This window comes from Leptospirillum ferrooxidans C2-3 (genome assembly GCF_000284315.1).
GTDB classification, from domain to species: domain Bacteria; phylum Nitrospirota; class Leptospirillia; order Leptospirillales; family Leptospirillaceae; genus Leptospirillum; species Leptospirillum ferrooxidans.
On record NC_017094.1, the window covers coordinates 561,972 to 580,883 of the forward strand.

Here is an 18,912-nt window from a genome sequence, read left to right on the forward strand (position 1 = left end):
TTGGCCCAGGTCGTCCGGATCGGAAAGAAAAAGTATGCAGTCGGCCTCTCCTGGGGACCCCTCACGCCCGACCGGCCGCTCAGGCCACAGGCGATCGAGAAAACCCGCCACAGCAAAAACGATCTCTATGTGACCTCCGGAGACATCGAGCCGATGGTCGGCCACTGCGATCAGGCGAACGGTGTAAAAGCGGGGCTTCCTGTCCTGGCTCCGCTTGTTGCGGATGGGTGGCCTGCGAACACACTGATTGCGTTGGCTCCAGACGGACAGCCTGCAATCGGATTCCAGATTTTAAACGGAATCATCTACGACGATGTGGTGGGGAGTGTCGAAGAAATCCGGACATGGTTCGACGGAATCGTCGGAGAGCACAAGTGGGACCATGTTTCCTCTCCATGGGATGCTTCTGGTGTCAAAACATCCGCCTTCGAAGATTCCATCCGGACAAGTGGAGTGAAACCTCCCAGGCTTCATTCGGTAAGAGAGGGGAGGGGGGCGGCGATCAAGGTCACCGTTTTGATCCTTCTCGTTCTGGCCGGCTTTGTCGTCGTTTCGAAGATCGTTCGGGATCGTCAGGAGATGGCCGCCCGCTTGGCGCTTCTTTCCCGGCATGTGGTCATTCATGTGACCCCGCCAGCCCGCATCGTACCTGTCGGAGCTTTTGTCGCGGGTTGTCTTTCGGCGGTCAACCGGATCCCCTCGGACGCGGTGGGATGGACGGTCCAAAGCATCTCCTGTCGCCCGGACAAGATCTGGATCCTGTGGAAGAGATCCTCCGGATCGGGGACGATCCGGGATCTCGAAAGGGCTCTTTCCTCCCGGGTCAAACTCGTCGGAAAGAACAGGGCCAAGACCGGAATTTCCCTGTCTGTTCCGGAATACGAAATTCCTGTCGGGAGACTTCCTGATCTCGAGGAGGAAAAGAAAGATCTTGCCTCTGTACTGGAATATTACAATCTCGACTATCAAGCGGCGGGTGATTCGTTTCTTCCGGGGTTTTCCGGAGGGAGTGGTGCGGGATTTTCGGTCAACCTTCCCGATATTCCCGATGACAGACTTTTGTCAGCCCTGGGATCGGTCAACGGCCTTTCCGTCCGCTCCCTTGATTGGGCCGGAAAATCGCAGTGGATTTTAAAAGGAGAATTAAAACATGCGCCGATCATTTTGGTTCACGACCGTTCTGATGGTCGCTTTGGGAGGGGAACTTCTGGTGAGAGTGGCTCCGGTCCAGGCGGGAAACACGAATCTTCTCCCCCCTTCGGAAAATCAGGGAGGAGTTCTGTCGGGGAGCGTCAATTCGGCTCCGTTTCCGGAAACCTCGCCCCCAGGGAGTCTTCCGGCCCAATCGAAAAAACAAAGGGACAGTATGAGGGAACGGCCCTCCCTTCCGTCCGTCTCCCCGGGGACCGATGAAAGTTCCCCGGGGACCTACGGCAGTCATCGTTCTCTGGGCTCCCTTTTCGAACTCAAACGGCAGGAGACCCTTCTGAAAAGGGAAATCGCCATCAAAAAACTACAGAAGCAGCTCTCGGGGCATAGCGCGAAAAAAACGCTCGACACGGGTACACAAGGATCTCCCATGACGCTTCTTGCGGCGGGTATCGACGGAAATCGCTATGCCGTTCTGGCCTGGCCCGATGGAAGAAAAATCCGGGTTCGGGAGGGAGAAAAACTTCCGGATGGCACCCGAGTTATCAGGATAGACGGCTCCGGAGTTTCCGTTCAAAAACGCGGATCGATAGTGACCTATCCGTACGGAGAAGCGTCCGGATCTCGCCAGGGTGGGGGAATCCCCCAGTTTTCCGGATTCTCTCCTCCTCCCCCTCCGTACCAGAGGACAGGAGGGCATCCGTGAAAGTTTTCGAACTTCCTCACCACCTCCCGGTCGAGGTGGTTTCCGAACCGGACGGGGACCTCCCGGCTCCCTCATCGCTTTTGGAGGGACTTGTGGGAATGGGAAACGGCCAGCTCTTCGCTCTGAAAGAGTTCAAGGGGAGGGCGGATGTCGATGCCTACATCGCCCGATTCTCCGAGTATCTGGAAACATCCGGGAAGGGAGGGGAGCGTATGGTTTTCTGGGTCGAGAAACCCATTTTTGCGAATGTTCTTTCGAAGCTCAGGGAGCTTCCTGGCCCTTCTTCACCGAGTTCCAATTTATTGCCAGACCCCTCCAACATGGAACAGTCTCCGGAGACATCTCTTCCTGATGAGGTTTTTTCAGAAAAAGACGGGATTCCCATCCCCGAATCTCTTTCCAAAAAAGTGGTTGCAATGGAGGATGGTCAGATCGTAGCATCGGAAGACCTTCGCGGGAGTTCGGATTTCGCCCTTTTTGTAGGACAAACTTCCATGAGGATGGAGGCCAGGGGAACCATTGGACAATTTCGGATTTCCTATGTTCCAAACAGAAAAATCCGGGATCTTCTTGCGAAGAGGCTTCGAGAGTGTGAGGAGGAAGACTATTCCCATCTTTTGGGCGAGATGGGGCTTTTGAGCATCAATACGGAGGAAGAAGCCCGCAAGCCAGCGGAAAGTCTTGAGAAGGAGACCTCTAAAAAATATTCCGGAGAAAAATGTGCTCCAGGGATTCCCCTGATAAAGGATTCTGCGGGAGGTTCCCCCTCCAGGTCTCTGGCAACCGATGTTGGAAAGGGAATTTCGGAGGTTTTGGAAGAAAAAAAAGAATCCATCAACTCCAGGGAGGGGGACACTGAATGCCTTTCGGTCCCGTCCGGAGGCACCATTCCGGATTTTCGGGCACCGGAAGATATCGCTTCCATGGTTCTTCTCTTTCTGGACGGCCGTTTCTATGTGTCCAGGGAGCACAAGACAAACCAGCATGTGAACTATTATTGTCGGCATTTCGTTCCGGAATTGTGGCCAAAGATTTTTGGCGACAAACCAGTTCCGAAGCCGCAGTATGTGCCATACGAGCACCTGCGGAAAATCCGTCTGGAAAACTTGCCCTCCGAGTCTGTCGCAGACGGATACAAGGCAGAGGGGGACGAGGCCCGGAAAATCATGGAGATCATTCGGGACGCCATCGCCAGGAAAGCCTCCGATATCCATCTCCGAATCGAACGGGACCGGACGAGAATCCTTTTAAGGATCCACGGCTGGCTCAAGCCCGTACAGACACTGACCCACGACGAAGGAGAACGTCTCGCCCGGATTGTCTACAACACGATGCTCGATTCCTCCGGGCGGGATAATATGTTTTCCGACAAGAAACCCCAGGATGGACAGTTTCGGCAGGATTACCTTCCCCGGGGCACCTTCAATATCCGGGAGTTCCATGCCCCGACGGGAGGGACGGGCCTCGGGACTATCACGATGGTCTTGAGGCTCCAGTACGGCTCAGGAACCGCTACTGCGTCGGCCCAGGATATCGATACTCTGGGGTACGGGGCGGATCACTTGGCTCAATTAAGGTATCTCATGGGATTGTCCTATGGAATCGTCCTTTTTTCCGGGCCCATGGGATCCGGAAAATCCACCTCCATGGCTTCGGTTCTCTCGATCGTTCTGTCGATGAATCCGCTCGAGGAGGGGAGGGGCCTCCATCTTGCGACGCTCGAAGATCCTCCGGAGTACGTGATTCCGACAGCCAGCCAGATTGCTGTCCCTGGTGGCCTCTTTTCCGAGGTTCTTGGGCGCATCATGCGTTTTGATGCGAATCTTTTGATGATCGGCGAAATACGGGACGAATCGACGGCCGAAAAGGCGGTCGAGGGGGCCATGAGCGGACATGTGGTCTATTCGACCGTGCATGCGAACGATGTTCTTTCCATTCCCCGGCGTCTGGATGGATTAAAAGTCCGACGGGATCTCCTGTGCGACCCGACGATTTTTCGCGGCATGATTTGCCAGCGACTCGTCCCCCTTCTTTGTCCGGATTGCAAACTTTCATGGGAGAAAGCGGAAAAAGCTGGAATCTTGCGACCGGATCTTTTAAAACGCCTGGAAGATGTCTCTGTGGATTCGGAAGAGGCTTTTTTTCACCGTGCCGGCGGATGTGACACCTGCAATGGGCAGGGAATCACCGGGAGGACAATCGTTGCGGAAATTCTCATTCCCGATCAGGAAATTCTGGATCTTGTCGCAGGGGGACGCATGACGGACGCCTGGCGTTACTTCTCGGAAAAACTCGAAGGTCGTACGATGATGGATCATGCGCTTGAAAAAATCCGGATGGGGGCCGTTGATCCGCGCGATGTCGAGGCCCGTCTTGGATGGATCCACAAAGGATCTCTCGACAGCCGGACGATCCGGGAAATTATCGGAGGGCTTTCATGAAAACAATTTCCTTGTCCGGAAACCTCCATGCATTCAAAAAGAGGCTCTCGTTCGGCCCTGGCGTTCGACGAAAGTTCTACGCCGACCTGGCTTCCATTCTCCGGACAGACTCATCGATGAGCCCAGTCCAGATCCGTGTCGCGATCGAGGAGTTCAAGAAACTTCCCTCCGCACCGAAGGCCGCGTTAGTGGAAATCGGAGCGGGGCTCGGCCGCGGTCGCGATTTTTCCAAAGCAATTGAAAATCTGACTCCGGAGTCGGAATCGATGATTCTCCATGCGGCGGAATCCACCGGCGATTCCAGAATCATGGTTCGCCTTCTTTCGACTCTTGCCGCAAATATGGACGAGTCCAGAAAAATCCGAAGGGCCTTTCTGGGAGCACTCCAGCAGCCGGCATTTCTGTTTTTGAATATCGGGGTGATTACCGTCTATATTTCGGATTCCCTGCTCCCCAAGATCTTCCAGGCGTTCAAGATCTCCCAGGACCGGTTGTTCGGGGCGGCCAGAATCTCTTTCGACCTCTTCTCCTTCGTTCACCATTTCTGGTTATTGATCGTGCTGTTCCCCTTCCCCGTCATCGGGGTGGTGTGGGGATCCTTGCGTCGGGATTTTCCCGGACGCAGGTTTCTGGATCGTCTTCCGCCCTGGTCCATCTACCGGATGATGATGGGAACGGAATTTCTGCTGGGTTTGTCAGCCATGCTGGAAGCGGGCATTCCCGTTATGCAGGCGTTCGAGCAGATTCGTAAACAGGCGCCGCCGTACCTCCGGGCGAGGATTGTTCCCGTCATGAAAATTTACCGGCGGACCGGAAAACTGGGAGATGCGATGGAGAAGAGCCGGACCCACTTCCCTTCCGACGAGATCATCGTCCGGCTTTCCCTTCGGGAAAAATACGGCGATCTGGGACCGGCCCTCGCAGAATTCGCGCGGGACTGGAAGGAGGACGGTTTGCCGAAAATAGAACGTCAGGCCCAATATCTGAATTACGGTGCCATGACACTGGCCGCTGTGGCGATCGGTTTTCTGGGGCTTGGAATACTCCAGATCGTGCAGCAGGCGATGGGCGGACTTGGGGTTTGATGATCCTGTTTTCTATCTAATAAATTATAATGGTATAGTAAAATACCATGTTAAAATGAAGAGGAGGAAGAAATGACAAAGACAATCGCCTGGTGGAAACAGAATCGTATTCGGGTGATCCGGACACTCTCGGACGAAAGGGGTGTTGCTGACGATGGACCCATGTCCATTCTGCTGGGAATCGGCTTGGGGATCATTCTTCTGGCCGCCCTGGTAGGCGTTTTTAAATTCGCCTTCTCGAGCACGACCAGCGCCATCTCGTCCTCCGGGGCATTTGAAATTCAGACCGGAGTGAAACAGGTGGCTTCTCCGGGAAATTATGGGTCAGGAGATCTGACGTCTGCCCTCATTGCCTCGAAATCCGTTCCCAGCAACATGATTATTCCTGGAAATACGACGACGCTCCAGGGGCCGACGGGAACCTCTTTCTATACGGTGACCGGAAACTACAGCACATTCTCGATCACCTTGGCCGGAATTACGAGCTCGGGATGCATGAGAACATTGGAGCAGACCACGACAGGAAATTCCTGGTACTCCGTCTCGGTCAACGGATCGAGCGTCACTCAACCGGTAAGCGTTCAGATGGCCCAGGGGGTCTGTTCCTCCGGAAGCGACACGATCACCTGGGTTTCGGACTGAAGCGGAGAACACATGTGGCTTTTGCTGGGGATCCTTCCGATCGCACTCCTTCTGTCCGGGATGTCCATGACTGTTTCCCGAACAAGTGTGCCGACTCTTGAAAATGCGAACCGGTTTTCCCTCGAGGCAAACCAGGAAGCGACCCTGTTTCAGTTGTATCGAGAGGCGGTGGCAAATTATCTCGACGCCAATCCGGGCTTTAACGGGGAGGTTCCTGTCTCCTCACTGAGTCTTCCTATTGGAACGATCCTTCCGTCGATGTTCGGAAACACCGTTTCGGGAGGGGTTGCCTGGACCTGGATCGCCCCTTCCTCATCTCTTGTCTACTCTCCGGATGTTGTGATGGGACCGGAGTTTGCCAAGTCCTTCGGTTCTCTTCTTGTGGGGGTGAACAAAAATGGAACCTTTGCTTCACCCTCGGGAATTTCCGTTTCCATCGGTGTTCCATCGTTCGTTCCGAATGGCTCTATCGTGTCTTTTTGGGAGGTTTGATCAATGTCAAAACATTGCTTTCTGAAATCCTTGGCGGATTTTCGGCTGGATGATCGGGGAAACTCATCTTTGCTGGGAATGATCCTTGCAACGGCTCTCGGCACGATCCTGATTGCGAACACGGTTCCTTTCTGGCTCGAGACACAACATCACGCGCTCATGGACCAGACGACCGCCCAACAGATCCGACAGGTCTCGGACGGATTGGCCGGGTATACGAAGGCCTATTATTCCGCGATCGAGGGGGTGAGCACGGCCACCAAGCCGGCGGTCATTCCAATCTCCGCTCTTGTTGCCACAGGGTTCTTGCCGGCCGGAACGAACACCGTCGATCCGTATGGGCAGACAGTTGTGGGGGAGATTCTTCAGCCCATTGCCGGTATTCTTGTCGGAGCGGTGGTCACCCAGGGGGGAACGGCCCCGGCCGGCGCGCACCTGAACCAGCTCGCAACCCTGATCGGGGCTCAAGGGGGATTTGTCCCAACGTCGGATATCCTGTCCCTCCCTGGGATTTGCGGAACAAACTGCTATCAGGGATCCGGTGGAACATGGAAGGCGAGTTTTTCCCAATACCCTTTTACGGGAGTGGGGCCGGGAAGCCTGATTGCCCTTCAGCAGTTCAATGCAAACAACATGCCCCAGGATTTTCTCTATCGCTCAAATATTCCTGGATTCCCCCAGGCGAACCAGATGCAGACCAGTATCAATATGAACGGGAACAACCTCAATAACGCCAACCAGGTGCAGACCTACAACCTGAACAGCCCGAACGGGACCGTCAACATGGACGGAAATTCACTTTCTTCCGGTTCGATCAACACGAATGGACAACCAATCTACTCGGGAGTGGCAAATATTAACGGACCTACTGGATATGCCCAATGCTCTCTTCCTCACCCCGGATATGGGTGTGGGTTAGTAGGACCGACTTACTCTGCGGGCGTAAGTATAGGAGGTGTCCCTATCTGTTTTGGGGTGTTTGGTGCCGATAACAATTCGGCAGTTTTTCTTGTTCCATGCTTGTAGATTGAGCTTTTCCTTTTATCAATCAAAGCACGTCGCTGTTGGGGAGGCTACGTCTCCTGACTCGTTCCAAGAATAAAGCGTCCACGACGGGAGGCCACCCGTTACGGTGGGCACGAGCATGTTGGGTCCGTCCGGCCACCCAACCTCCCCCGATAAAGCGCAAAACGCATGTATCCCCAATCCCCATGCTCCGGTACAAGCTCCAGCTGAGTAGTAGGGATAAACTCCACAAGGGTTATAGTAAGAGACTTGGTTCGTGTTTGGGTACAACGCCCCCGAGTAGATTGGTTGGCCAATGGCTTTGCTACGGCCAATCCATCTCTAGAGGTACTCACCACTGTGCTCCGGGGTTTTGCCATTCTGGTGGTCCACCACCAGGGGCCGTATTTCCAGCAGAACCACCTCCACCTCCATTTTCATATGCCTGAGTCATTCGGTCCATTATTGCCAGATTATTGGCAACAATTCCTGTAAAACACGCCCATTCCCCGGCATAGCACCCACATTCCCCTTTCCAGTAATTGTATTCGAGCGTATATGTCGGGCATGGGCTCACCCATAGGCCCATTTTGTCTTGCGCCCAAGAAGTTGTAGTCGTATTAACCGTTCCTGCAGAGATTGGTTGTCTCTTCCTTTTTCCAGGAGTCTCCGATAAGAGCACATGCAGACTCCAATCATTATTGTGGTTCCTCCTTCTGAACATTCCATCACGATCCGAATCGATTGTTCCTCTTCCTGTCTCTTTAAAAACCAGGTCGTGCCGGTCGTTTCCCTTCAAACATGCTACGACAGCTATGTTTCCCTGCGTGTTCTGCGCCAATCGACAAGAACGGGTTACAACCGGGTCGTTCTGAAGTATCTTGCCGACTGGCTGGAACGGGACCTCTCGTCTCTGACGGACGACGAGATCCTCAAAAAATACGCGTGGATCCGGGAAAAATCCGGATCTGCTCAGGCGGCGCTTGCGGTCAGGGTGCTTAAGGCTCTTTATTCTTATGCGATTGCAAGATTTGGGATTCCAGAACGAAATATTGGAAGGATCCTTCGTGTAGCCGGAATAGCTCTCACTCCCATCAGGAAAACACAGCTCATTCACAAGAACGATCTTCCGAAATGGTACAAGGCCGTTTCTTCTCAAAGCAAAACCCGGCAGGAACGCACAGCTCGGGATATCTTCCTGGTCGGACTCTTTACCGGTCTCAGGAAAACGGAGATCATGTCCCTCAAGTGGGAAGACATTGATCTTCGGTCCCGAACCCTGACAGCCAGAAATACAAAAAATCACAGGGACCATACTCTGCCACTTCCGGATTTTCTGGTTCGACTTTTACGGGAACGAAAACCGGATGTGGGGAAATCTACCCATGTTTTTCCGGGAAAGGATCTTACCGGTCGAATCCGGGATATTGACGATTCCCGATTTCGGGTGATCGAGGAATCCGGAATTGCCTTCACGATTCATGATCTCAGGAGAACCTTTGCGACGATCGCGGCGGAGATGGGTATACCACCTTACCTTCTGAAAAAGCTCCTGAACCACAAGTCCGGAGACGTTACTGAGGGGTACGTGATCTCGACTGTCGAAATTTTACGGAGTTCTGTTCAGAAGATCGCGAAACGGATAGAAGATCTCTGCCGGATGAAAAAGGAGGAAGAACCGGTCCGGGAGGAGTCTGCATAAAGAGAATCAGAACACGCATGGTTCGGAATCATAACTGATGATCGGTCAAGTTAGGGATCGGCCGGCAATAAGATATCTTATACACGGTTGGAGCCACTCTCAAATATAGCAATTTTCTGTACCTTTAAGTTCCTTCAAACTTCTGCGTTTGCCCCCATCACAATGGTCTGTTTGAAAAATAGAGGAACAAATTTTTGGTGGTACAGAGGGGATGCCTCATCTGGACCATCTATTTGTCAGTTTGTTGGCATTATTGTCAGTGGCTTCTACCATGGAGATCCCTTAAGTCTTTTGAATCATTTTTTTTATTTTTTTGGCATACATGTTGCTGTATATTTTGCAGAATAAGTAAATAAATAATTATTTTCAATCAATCCGTGTGGAGTGAGAGCATTTTGGTATGGTTGGATTCTCCCTCGCCATCATCCCCGACACTACGGAATGAGCTAATAGGAAAAGATCCTATTTTCTTAAAAGGGGAATGACTTGGAAAACTTTATCGTGAATACAACCCTTATCCCCTCATCCTCATCCGATCCGCCTCAAATCCAGGAATCACCCTCCTCGCATTCTGTTTCTTCCCTCCTCGACGTTCTGCATCAAACAACTCTTGTTTTTCTTGAGGAAATGATGACCCAGCTTGACCGATGGACCTATGAGAAGAGATTTCACTCCTACCGGGTCAGCATTCTCTCGGAAGAGTTGGGGAAGAGAATGGGGTTGTCTCCTTCCCGACTGACGATATTGAGAGGCGGAGCCCTTCTCCACGATATCGGAAAGATTCGGATTCAGCAGGATATTCTGAATAAACCCGGTGCACTCACTCCTAATGAATGGTCCATTATGCGGCAGCATCCAGCCCATGGCCGCTCGATCCTCTCCCAAATTCCCAGCCTCGCTTTTGCGAAGGATATTGTCTATCAGCACCATGAACGTTGGAATGGGACTGGATACCCAAAAGGGTTGAAACAGGATGCCATTCAGATGGAGTCCCGCATTTTTGGGGTAGTCGACAGCTATGATGCGATGATATCCCGCCGTTCTTACAACATTGTGAAATCCCATGAAGAAGCGATCGAAGAGATCCAGCGGAATTCCGGAATACTCTTCGACCCTGAGGTCGTTCACGCATTCGAGAATATTTCGAGAGAGTTTTTCGACCAGGTTGAATTCGGCCGGAGTCATCCCCGTTTTATTCAGGAGTTTTTTGTGCCGGAAGAATATCTGGCTCTGCTTGTTCCATTGGGGCAGTCCGTAGCCGAAAAAAAGGGAATTTCTTCATGAAAGAAAAAACCATTCGGGGCTACATCCAGAGATTGATCAACCGGGTCCGCTTTGGCGCGGTTTTTTTCTTTCTTGTATGGGTTGGATTTATTGCCCTTTACATTTCAGTTGGACAAGGTGTTCTCAAAAAGGAAAAGAGCATTCTGGTCGATGAACAAATCGAACGGAACTTTCTGAGGCTCCAGGAACCTTTGAGCGTGTATGTGGAAACGCACAGTTCTTCCCAGAAACTTCGTTTCAATATCATCCTTCAGAAAATACTCTCAAAAATACCCGAATATGCCGTGCAATCTCCAGGAAGTGTTTTCACTCCTTCAGAACAAAGGATCAAAGGAATCATCTTGCAGATCCGGTCATTGGGAAACGCCCTCTTCATTCCAGACATTGGAAAGAAGGAACGGGAACAACTTTCACTAACGCTCACCAATCTCATTTTCGAATCGGTCCACAAGGAAATTGATCCTCTTCTCATCGAATTGCGGGCGCAGGAGATAAAGAGTATCCACCAGATGTTCTTGGTCATCCTTTTTAATGTCTTTTTCCTTCTCTCGGAACTTGTTCTTCTCTTATGGATAGGGCGCCCTCTTCGAAACTATGTCGAAAAATCCCTTCTGAGACCTCTGGAAGATCTGGCGATCTGGTCTCGGGGAGTGACAAAAGGGGAGGAGATGGCGTTCGGACACCTCGAATCTTTCCCAAAGGATGAGGAAATTAGGGATCTGGTTGGGTCCATCCGGTCGATGAAAGAGTCTCTATTACAGTCGTTGGGACATACCGAGCGCAAACTTCAGTATAACGAACTCCTGTCGATGATCATCCAGGCTTCGGGCTTCATGTCCAGGGAAGAGGACATCCTCAATGTATCCCGTCAAGCTTTGATGTCGGTATTTGCTGGAAAACCGATAGAGATTCATTTCCATCTTGGAGCGTTTTCCGAAGTGGATGAATGCTGGGCTATGAGGAAGGGAGGACTGATCAGCGATCAGGACTGGAATGGATTGGTCCGCTGCCACCAATGTGAACATAGCCTGATGGAAAGAACGTATCTCTGTGCCCCCATCCAGTCCTCTGAAGAGACTCTCGGGACGATCACGCTAAGGGCGCAAGGGGTATTTGGATGGGCAGAAGAAGACCGTTCATTCTTAAGGGATGTCGCGGCCCATGTTGGAATGTCTCTCTCAAAACTCAGACTGTTGCATCGGCATAGGAACGAAGCAATTCTTGACCCGCTGACCGGCTTGTACAATCGGCGATATCTGGAAGACTTTTTCCAGAGGGCGGTGGCTCTTATGCTCCGACATGGAACCCCTTACACCTTTATTATGCTGGATATCGACCATTTTAAAGAGATTAATGACACGCATGGGCATGAAACAGGAGATAAGGTCCTCCGGGAATTTTCGGAAATCATCCGGAGCAGTATGCGACAGGGGGAAGATATGGCTGCGCGTGTTGGAGGGGAGGAATTCGCGATCATTGTGTTTGGAAACAGATCCCAGGCTTTTGTCGTGGCGGAAAAGATCCGAAAGACAACAGAGTCAAGATGGGAAAGGGTGAAGGAACTCAATGTGACCATATCGGCAGGACTTGCGGAATTCTTTCCGGAGACTTCCCTGGCCGAGGTGATGAAAGAAGCCGATCAATCACTCTATCAGGCCAAGAAGGAAGGGAGAAACAGGACGGTCATGGCAGGGGAAAAGGGGAACATGTTTTAAATATTGATGAATGACAAAGGTGCTTCCTAAATAGAGTCGTCTCCAATTATAGATTGTTTTTGCAATATACACAGGAGGTCACAATGGCATGGTTTGGCAGATCGGCACAATTGAATGAATACGAGAGACCTCTGAGTGAGCCAAAAGACGAGTCAGACTTTTTAAATGATAGCCGGATCCTGCGAAAAATTCTGGACTCCCTTCCCGATTTTGGGATTGCGATCGCTTCAGCCGATATGTGTCCGGGAAAATCGGGAAATCGCATTCTCTATATGAATCAGACCATGAAGGGAATTGTTTCGAGGATGGAGTCAGAAATGAAGAAAAGCTTCGGAGTGTCTGGCTCCGAAGTCATGGGAGGCTCCATTCACCGGTTTCATAAGGATCCCGACCGGATTAAAAAAATTCTTGAAGGAATTCAACCAGGGGAAGTGCGCAAGAATCAGGTCATGGATATCGGGGGAATCAGCCTTCTTTCGACGACCGAGCCAATTATCGATCCGTCTTCAACCCGGGTATTGGGGTATATGACGATCTTCAAGGACATCACAAGTGATATTCTTCTTGAAAAATCTGTCGATTCCCAACAGAAATCTTCGGAGACTCTCTCAAAGGCAATGGAGGATCTCAATTCGGGAATCAGGGAGATCGTCAAAACGACAGGGAATGCTTCTGGCGAAGCCCAAAAAACCCGATTGGAGGGCGAGGCTGGCCGGAACACTCTAAAAGATCTTCTCTCTCAGGTCAGGGAAGCCGGCGAAGCGATGCGGGCGCTTGTGGGTGTCGTGAATACCCTGAATGCCCGAAGCCAGGAGATTGGCAAAGTCGTGGAGGTGATCGATGACATCGCAAGCCAGACAAATCTTCTGGCCCTGAACGCGGCGATTGAAGCGGCCCGGGCGGGAGACCAGGGAAGAGGCTTTGCCGTTGTGGCTGACGAAGTCCGGAAGCTTGCCGAACGCACCATTCGGGCGACGAAGGAAATTGGATCGACCATCCGCGAGTCTCAGAACGATACGACTCAGACCGTAACACTGATTCACGGAACTCTGGGAATGGTAACGGAAAGCCAGTCCAAGGCCGAAGTGGTTGGAACGGTCTTTGAGTCGATACTCTCCCATGCGACTATTTTATCCGATACTCTGAAATCCATTGTAGGAGTTACGGAAACACAATCAAAAAGCGTATCGGAAGTCAGAGATCAACTGGACCTTTTGGTGGAAGGAATGAAGGAGACGATGGATGGAGTCAAGTCCAAAGTGTGAAACTTGGTGTGTATATGTGGATCCAAGTTATTGAGTGAGTGGAATAAATCCATCTTGGATACTCCAGCCTAAAATAAGAGAAGGGCAATGCCTTACTTATTGACCTGCAGATTCTGCAGTCGAGGCTGTTTCTTTTTTTATTTCGAGATCCTTTTTTGGATAGAATGACTTTTTATTAATGATTCCCATATGTAAAGAAAAACTTGATCCAGCTCTTCTCGGAAAAATCGTTGTGGCGAGATTTTTGGAACTCCCTCTTCAACGTTTCGACCTGTTTGTGCAACGCCTCGAGTCGGAACTATTAACCCAGAGACTCTCCGGAGTTATCACGATTCGAGAAATTGAAGGCACAAAAATGGGCCAGAATGTTGATCCGGAGGGAAAGACGATCGGAGAGATTGGATGGGAAGGAAATACTCCAGAACTTCTATATCATAAAAAGAGTTATATTAGGACATATCACTTCGATGATACCGATCAAGAAGGGATTCTCCAGAAAAAAGAATTCCAAAAAATGGTTCAGAGTTTCCGGCTCATCAATACCAGAAATCATTTGACCTATGCTTTGATCCAATACATGCTCCGTTATCAGGCGACGTATCTTCGAGCCTCCGACCCAACGCTTCTCCGCCCATTGACCCAGAGCCAGATTTCCTTTGGTCTGGCAACTGGCGGGTTTTATTCGGGCATTGCCGACTCTAGCCGTATATCCCGTCTCATTAGGACTCTTTTCGTAAAAATGCCGGATAACCGGATCCGTGACCTTTCGATTCTTTCCCCGAGTTCTCGTGAAATTTGTTGTCATTTTATCAATAGAGTGATAAAACTTGAAAGATCATTGATGGATGAAGGAAAACTTTTGGATCCACTCACGGATGGGGAGATCGCTGAACGGGTAGGTGCAGACTTCGGATCCCATTTGTCGAGAAGAACGGTCGCTTACATTCGCCGTGAACTCGGTATCCCTGAGGGAAAGGAGCGACGGCAGGTAAGGTGTTACCATGTGGCGACGGCACACTTTTCTCCACCGATGTTTCTTTCCACACCAATTTTGAGAGAGGTTGTTCCAAACGAACCAGGAGTGTATGAAATCCGCTCGTTTGTTCCGGGGTCTCATGAAGGTGTTATCTACATCGGCTCTACTAGGGATCTCAGGAAAAGGTTGCATCACCATCTTCAAGGAACCGGAAATAACCAGCGACTTCGGGAAAAAATCGTCAGAGGTGCCAGGTTCCGCTTCCGGATTGTCAGAGAACACTGGCGGGATGAGGAGCGAGAGATTTACCGGACATTCTGCGTCACATACGGAACGCCTCCCGAGTGCAACCGCATGAGTCCGTGAAGAAACGAACCCTCTCGGAAATAAGGAGGTTCCTCCTTGGAAAGATTTTTGCGCAAGCAAGCAAGCAAGCAAGCAAGCAAGCAAGCCTTCAGGTCTCAACCGGTCGATGATGAAATCGATCGACAAAATTATGGAAGAATTAATCCAAAAATTAGCTCTTGATGAAGAGAGTCACCGTCTCCGTCGCGATTTTCTTGGATTCACAGAAGAAGATGGCTCCCGTCTAAAGGCTCTCCATCCCCATATTTCCTCCTTTTATCCTCAGTTTATAGATAGCTTCTATCAGCACCTCATCGATTTCGAAAAAAACAGATGTTTCCTCCAGGAGGAAGCAACTGTCGAGTTTCTGAAAAAAAATCATACCGCTTATTTTAATAATTTGACGACTGGGATTTATGACAAGGATTACATCAGCAGTCGCCTCAAGATTGCCTTGATTCATCATTCCATTGGCCTTTCTCTGCAATGGTATCTGGGCGTGTATGTAAGATATCTTTCGGATTTTCTTCCCAAAATTCGGTTGCTTACGTCCGATCTGTCAGAAGAGTTCACGTCAGTTGTCGTCTCTTTTCTCAAGGTGATGATGTTTGACCTGGGGTTTGCTCTGGATACCCAAAAATATATTGAGACCAGAAGGCTCTATAATCTGAAACAATATGCGGAGAGCATCCTCTCGAATATTCCTGACGGCATTCTCGTTCTTTCGGGATCCCTTACGATCCTTTCTGCCAACCAATCCTTTCTGAAACAATTTGATCTTGCTACGAAAGAGGTTGTCGGGAATCCCATTGAGAAAATCCTTAACGCATCCGGGCTGAAGTCTCGTCTTTTGGAGGTGCTCGGAAGAGCAGGAGCACATTCCGATTTCTTTCTGACAATAGGAAAATCCGGAAAAGAACCTGTGAAACAAATGCAGGTCATTCTTATGGGAATGCGTTTTGAGGAAGAAGAGGGCCAGGCTCTTCTGATTATGAAAGACCTTTCGGAAGAAGAACGATTGAAAGCCATATCAGGCGGGTCCGAACGACGTTTCAGAAAATTGGCCGATGTCGCTCAATCCGGAATCATTTTAGTGGATTCGAAGAATATAATTCTTTATTTCAATGGGTCTGCAGAAAAAATGTTCGGGATTTCGAGGGATCTTGCGTTAGAACGTTCGCTCCATATGCTCCTACCAGAGGCGGAAGATTTTATCTTTTCCTCTGTCACCGATCCTCTAGAGGAGCAAGAAAACCAATTTTTTGAGACACAGGGTCAACGAAGCGATGGGTCATTTTTTTCTGTTGAGGTCTCGGCTAGTATCTCCAATGAACCTTCCGGTCCTTTAACGACACTCGTAGTTCGTGATCTTACCCGCCCCAAACAATTTGAAGATGAACTTCTTTATGTTGCCAATTATGATGCCCTGACAGGTCTTCCCAACCGTACACAACTAATCGATCTGCTGAGTCGGGCCATCTCCCAGACCGAAAGGAATGATGAACAGATAGCTCTTCTGTTTCTTGATCTGGATCGATTCAAGGGGATCAACGACTCCATGGGACACGCAATTGGTGATACCCTATTGGTGGAGATAGGAAAACGCCTCTCCCACTGTCTCAGAAAGGGTGACATCGTAGCCCGCTTCGGTGGGGATGAATTCGTCATTCTTTTGAAAGATCTCGATAAAGAGATAAATATCGAACAGATTGCGGAAAAAATTCTCGATGAGTTGGCCCAGTCTTTCGAAATTGATCAAAATCAGATTTTTATGAATGGAAGTATTGGTATATCGATCTACCCTAATGACGGTGACACGGCGGACCTTCTTTTACGACGTGCGGAAGCTGCCATGTATCGGGCAAAAGAGATCGGGAATTCTTATGTCTCCTACAGTCCAGAAATTGGTACTCTTCCTGAACGGAGATTTATAATGGAGCGGGATTTACGTCTGGCTCTGGAACGAGAGGAATTCGAACTTTACTTTCAACCTCAGATCGATCTTCAAACGGGAACGCTGGTAGGAGCGGAAGCGTTGATCCGATGGAGACATCCGGAAAAAGGTTGGATACTTCCCGAGCAGTTCATTCCCATGGCCGAATCGACAGGGCTGATTGTTCCGATCGGAGCTTGGGTAATTCGTGCTGCCTGTAACCAGATCAAATTATGGAAAGATACGGGATTCGACCCCATCCGACTGACCGTCAATGTCTCGGTCAAACAATTCGAACGTGGGCGTCTGACCGAGACATTTGAATCCTCCTTGATTGAATATGGGGTTGATGGGCGATTTCTCGAAATGGAAGTAACCGAAAGCGTGCTGTTGAAACATTCCCTAACTGCTGACAATCTGCGGGATCTGTTGCGTCTGGGTATCAGGACCTCGATCGATGACTTTGGCACGGGCTATTCAAGTCTATCGAGTCTTAAGAAACTTCCCGTTTACAAATTGAAAATAGACCGTTCATTTGTGACCCCGCTTCAGGAGGATCCAGATATCCGGGCAATCACCAACGCCATCATCACGATGGCGGCGGCTCTCCGCCTAAAGACGATTGCGGAGGGAGTCGAAACACAAGAACAGTTCGATATTTTGAAAAAACTGGGATGTGATGAAATCCAGGGGTATTATTTTAGTACTCCTCTCCCGAATTTAGAGTTTCTGAAATGGGTTCAGGATAGAAAATCAATTGAAGGATCATAAACCTCAGAGGATTTTCCTGAACAGGAACAGATGCGTTACTAGAGAAGAATGATGGACAAAAATAAGAAGGAGTTTTTTATGAAAAATATGCTCGTTCGATTGGAAACATTGCAAGAGGGAGTTCTTATTGTTTCGGATATTTTTGATCCCCAAGGGAGGCTTCTTGCCAGATCTCCTGTAACTCTCGATGAGAAGCTGAAAAAATTACTGCAGTCCCGGGGGGTGAGAGAAGTTTTTATTGAGGATAAGAAGGATGAAGGTCGGGGTGAGGACGATCAGAGCGTTAAACTCAAGATATCAACCTTAAAAAAATGCCTGAATTTGCTGAGTTCCGAAAAAAAGGATACAGACTTGAAAACTATAGTCCTGAATACAGTAGAGCAGTTTTACATGAGAAATAGATAAAGAAAAAGGGGGATGACAATATTGCAAATTTGATTCCCCTTAAGATGGAAGGAGTCGCGTCATGGTGGAAGACACTAACAAGATATTCGAGAATTTCGAAAAAAAAGAAGGATTTTCAGCACTTCCTGAAGTGGTTAGCGATGTCCTTTACTCTCTTGAATTGGAGAACACCTCACTGATAGATATTGCAGAAATCATCAAAAGAGATCCTGGATTTGCTACTCAAGTCATGAAGTATGCAAATTCAGGCCAGTACATCCTCTCCAACCCTATTAGAAGTGTCGATGCGGCCGTTAGTCTCATTGGAATGACTGCAATCAAGGGGCTATGCCTGGTTTTGCCTATTTTTGAAAAATACAAGAATATTCTTGGTATCCCTGAAATCTGGACTCATAGCCGCGCTTCGGCAATTTGTTGTAAGAGCATTGCCCAAGCGATTAGATTCGAAGAAGTGGATGTCGCAGAAACAGCCGGACTTCTTCATGATATTGGAAAAGTTGTCTTGGCTGTAACAATGGGTGACCTTTTTTATTCCCAAATACAGACGGCTGATTCTCTGGAGAGACAGTCCGACTGGCGAATGGAGAAGAGTCTCATGGGAGTGAATCATTGCTTTATCGGAGGCGGGATTGCGAGAAAATTCAGACTGCCTCAAACACTCATCGACACCATCATGTGGCATCATGAATTTGAGAAGTCTCAGAATAGTCAGATTTTGGCGTGCATCTGTTTTGTTGGTGATCAAATTGCTGGGATGATCGGGTTCGGACACCCTGACTACGTTTTTATTGAGCCCAGAATCGGAGCAGCTTTGGAGTTTTTGGGAATCCATGACGAATTATTTGAAACCATTATGTTGGATTGTTTAACCCGCGTCAATCAAATGGCTCCTTCCTAAAAGGAAGATTGATTTTCAAGGCAATTGATAATAAGGGAGCGGGGGAGTGTGCCAATCTATCAAATTGATCACTCCTCCATCGATTGAGTTATCCTAAT

Annotated in this window: 16 protein-coding genes; all 16 read left to right on the top strand. The window is 49.6% G+C overall.

What is annotated here, in order from left to right:
- The 16 genes from pilO2 (at window position 1) to LFE_RS03050 (ending at window position 18,814) form a co-directional block, all read left to right on the top strand.
- A complete protein-coding gene (gene pilO2 / locus LFE_RS02975; RefSeq protein ID WP_014448792.1) occupies window positions 1-1,413 on the top strand; it encodes a type 4b pilus protein PilO2 in 1,413 nt (470 codons plus the stop codon).
- Window positions 1,367-1,855, top strand: coding sequence for a hypothetical protein (locus LFE_RS02980; protein ID WP_014448793.1), 489 nt, complete (start codon window positions 1,367-1,369; stop codon window positions 1,853-1,855). The genes pilO2 and LFE_RS02980 overlap by 47 nt, the downstream gene beginning before the upstream one ends.
- On the top strand, window positions 1,852-4,296 hold the full coding sequence (locus LFE_RS02985) for a GspE/PulE family protein (protein WP_014448794.1): 2,445 nt from the start codon (window positions 1,852-1,854) through the stop codon (window positions 4,294-4,296). Before LFE_RS02980 ends, LFE_RS02985 begins: the two co-directional genes overlap by 4 nt.
- On the top strand, window positions 4,293-5,381 hold the full coding sequence (locus LFE_RS02990) for a type II secretion system F family protein (RefSeq protein WP_014448795.1): 1,089 nt from the start codon (window positions 4,293-4,295) through the stop codon (window positions 5,379-5,381). Before LFE_RS02985 ends, LFE_RS02990 begins: the two co-directional genes overlap by 4 nt.
- A gap of 72 nt (window positions 5,382-5,453) precedes the next feature.
- Window positions 5,454-6,023, top strand: a complete 570-nt coding sequence (locus tag LFE_RS02995) for a type 4 pilus major pilin (protein ID WP_014448796.1) — start codon at window positions 5,454-5,456, stop codon at window positions 6,021-6,023.
- A gap of 12 nt (window positions 6,024-6,035) precedes the next feature.
- Window positions 6,036-6,515 carry a type IV pilus biogenesis protein PilM gene (gene pilM / locus LFE_RS03000; RefSeq protein ID WP_014448797.1) on the top strand — a complete coding sequence of 160 codons (480 nt, stop codon included), beginning with the start codon at window positions 6,036-6,038 and terminating at the stop codon, window positions 6,513-6,515.
- Between the two features lie 3 nt (window positions 6,516-6,518).
- The gene (gene pilV, locus LFE_RS03005) at window positions 6,519-7,541 is read left to right on the top strand and encodes a shufflon system plasmid conjugative transfer pilus tip adhesin PilV (protein WP_014448798.1); all 1,023 of its coding nucleotides are present in this window, start codon (window positions 6,519-6,521) and stop codon (window positions 7,539-7,541) included.
- A gap of 661 nt (window positions 7,542-8,202) precedes the next feature.
- A complete protein-coding gene (locus LFE_RS03015) occupies window positions 8,203-9,222 on the top strand; it encodes a tyrosine-type recombinase/integrase (protein ID WP_014448799.1) in 1,020 nt (339 codons plus the stop codon).
- A gap of 486 nt (window positions 9,223-9,708) precedes the next feature.
- Window positions 9,709-10,506, top strand: coding sequence for an HD-GYP domain-containing protein (locus tag LFE_RS03020; RefSeq protein ID WP_014448800.1), 798 nt, complete (start codon window positions 9,709-9,711; stop codon window positions 10,504-10,506).
- On the top strand, window positions 10,503-12,221 hold the full coding sequence (locus LFE_RS12940) for a GGDEF domain-containing protein (RefSeq protein WP_014448801.1): 1,719 nt from the start codon (window positions 10,503-10,505) through the stop codon (window positions 12,219-12,221). The genes LFE_RS03020 and LFE_RS12940 overlap by 4 nt, the downstream gene beginning before the upstream one ends.
- Window positions 12,222-12,304: 83 nt before the next feature.
- Entirely contained in the window at window positions 12,305-13,486 is a 1,182-nt protein-coding gene (locus LFE_RS14485; RefSeq protein WP_014448802.1) for a methyl-accepting chemotaxis protein, read from the top strand.
- 178 nt (window positions 13,487-13,664) lie between these two features.
- On the top strand, window positions 13,665-14,828 hold the full coding sequence (locus LFE_RS03035; protein ID WP_014448803.1) for an RNA polymerase factor sigma-54: 1,164 nt from the start codon (window positions 13,665-13,667) through the stop codon (window positions 14,826-14,828).
- A gap of 36 nt (window positions 14,829-14,864) precedes the next feature.
- Window positions 14,865-14,990: a hypothetical protein gene (locus LFE_RS14490; RefSeq protein ID WP_269763964.1), complete on the top strand. Its 126-nt coding sequence runs from the start codon at window positions 14,865-14,867 to the stop codon at window positions 14,988-14,990.
- The gene (locus LFE_RS12945) at window positions 14,959-17,511 is read left to right on the top strand and encodes an EAL domain-containing protein (protein WP_158310238.1); all 2,553 of its coding nucleotides are present in this window, start codon (window positions 14,959-14,961) and stop codon (window positions 17,509-17,511) included. The genes LFE_RS14490 and LFE_RS12945 overlap by 32 nt, the downstream gene beginning before the upstream one ends.
- A 51-nt stretch (window positions 17,512-17,562) precedes the next feature.
- Window positions 17,563-17,916: a hypothetical protein gene (locus LFE_RS03045; RefSeq protein WP_148272524.1), complete on the top strand. Its 354-nt coding sequence runs from the start codon at window positions 17,563-17,565 to the stop codon at window positions 17,914-17,916.
- Window positions 17,917-17,977: 61 nt separating this feature from the next.
- Complete coding sequence (locus tag LFE_RS03050; protein WP_014448806.1) at window positions 17,978-18,814, top strand: HDOD domain-containing protein; 837 nt, start codon at window positions 17,978-17,980, stop codon at window positions 18,812-18,814.
- The last annotated feature ends 98 nt before the right edge of the window (window positions 18,815-18,912 follow it).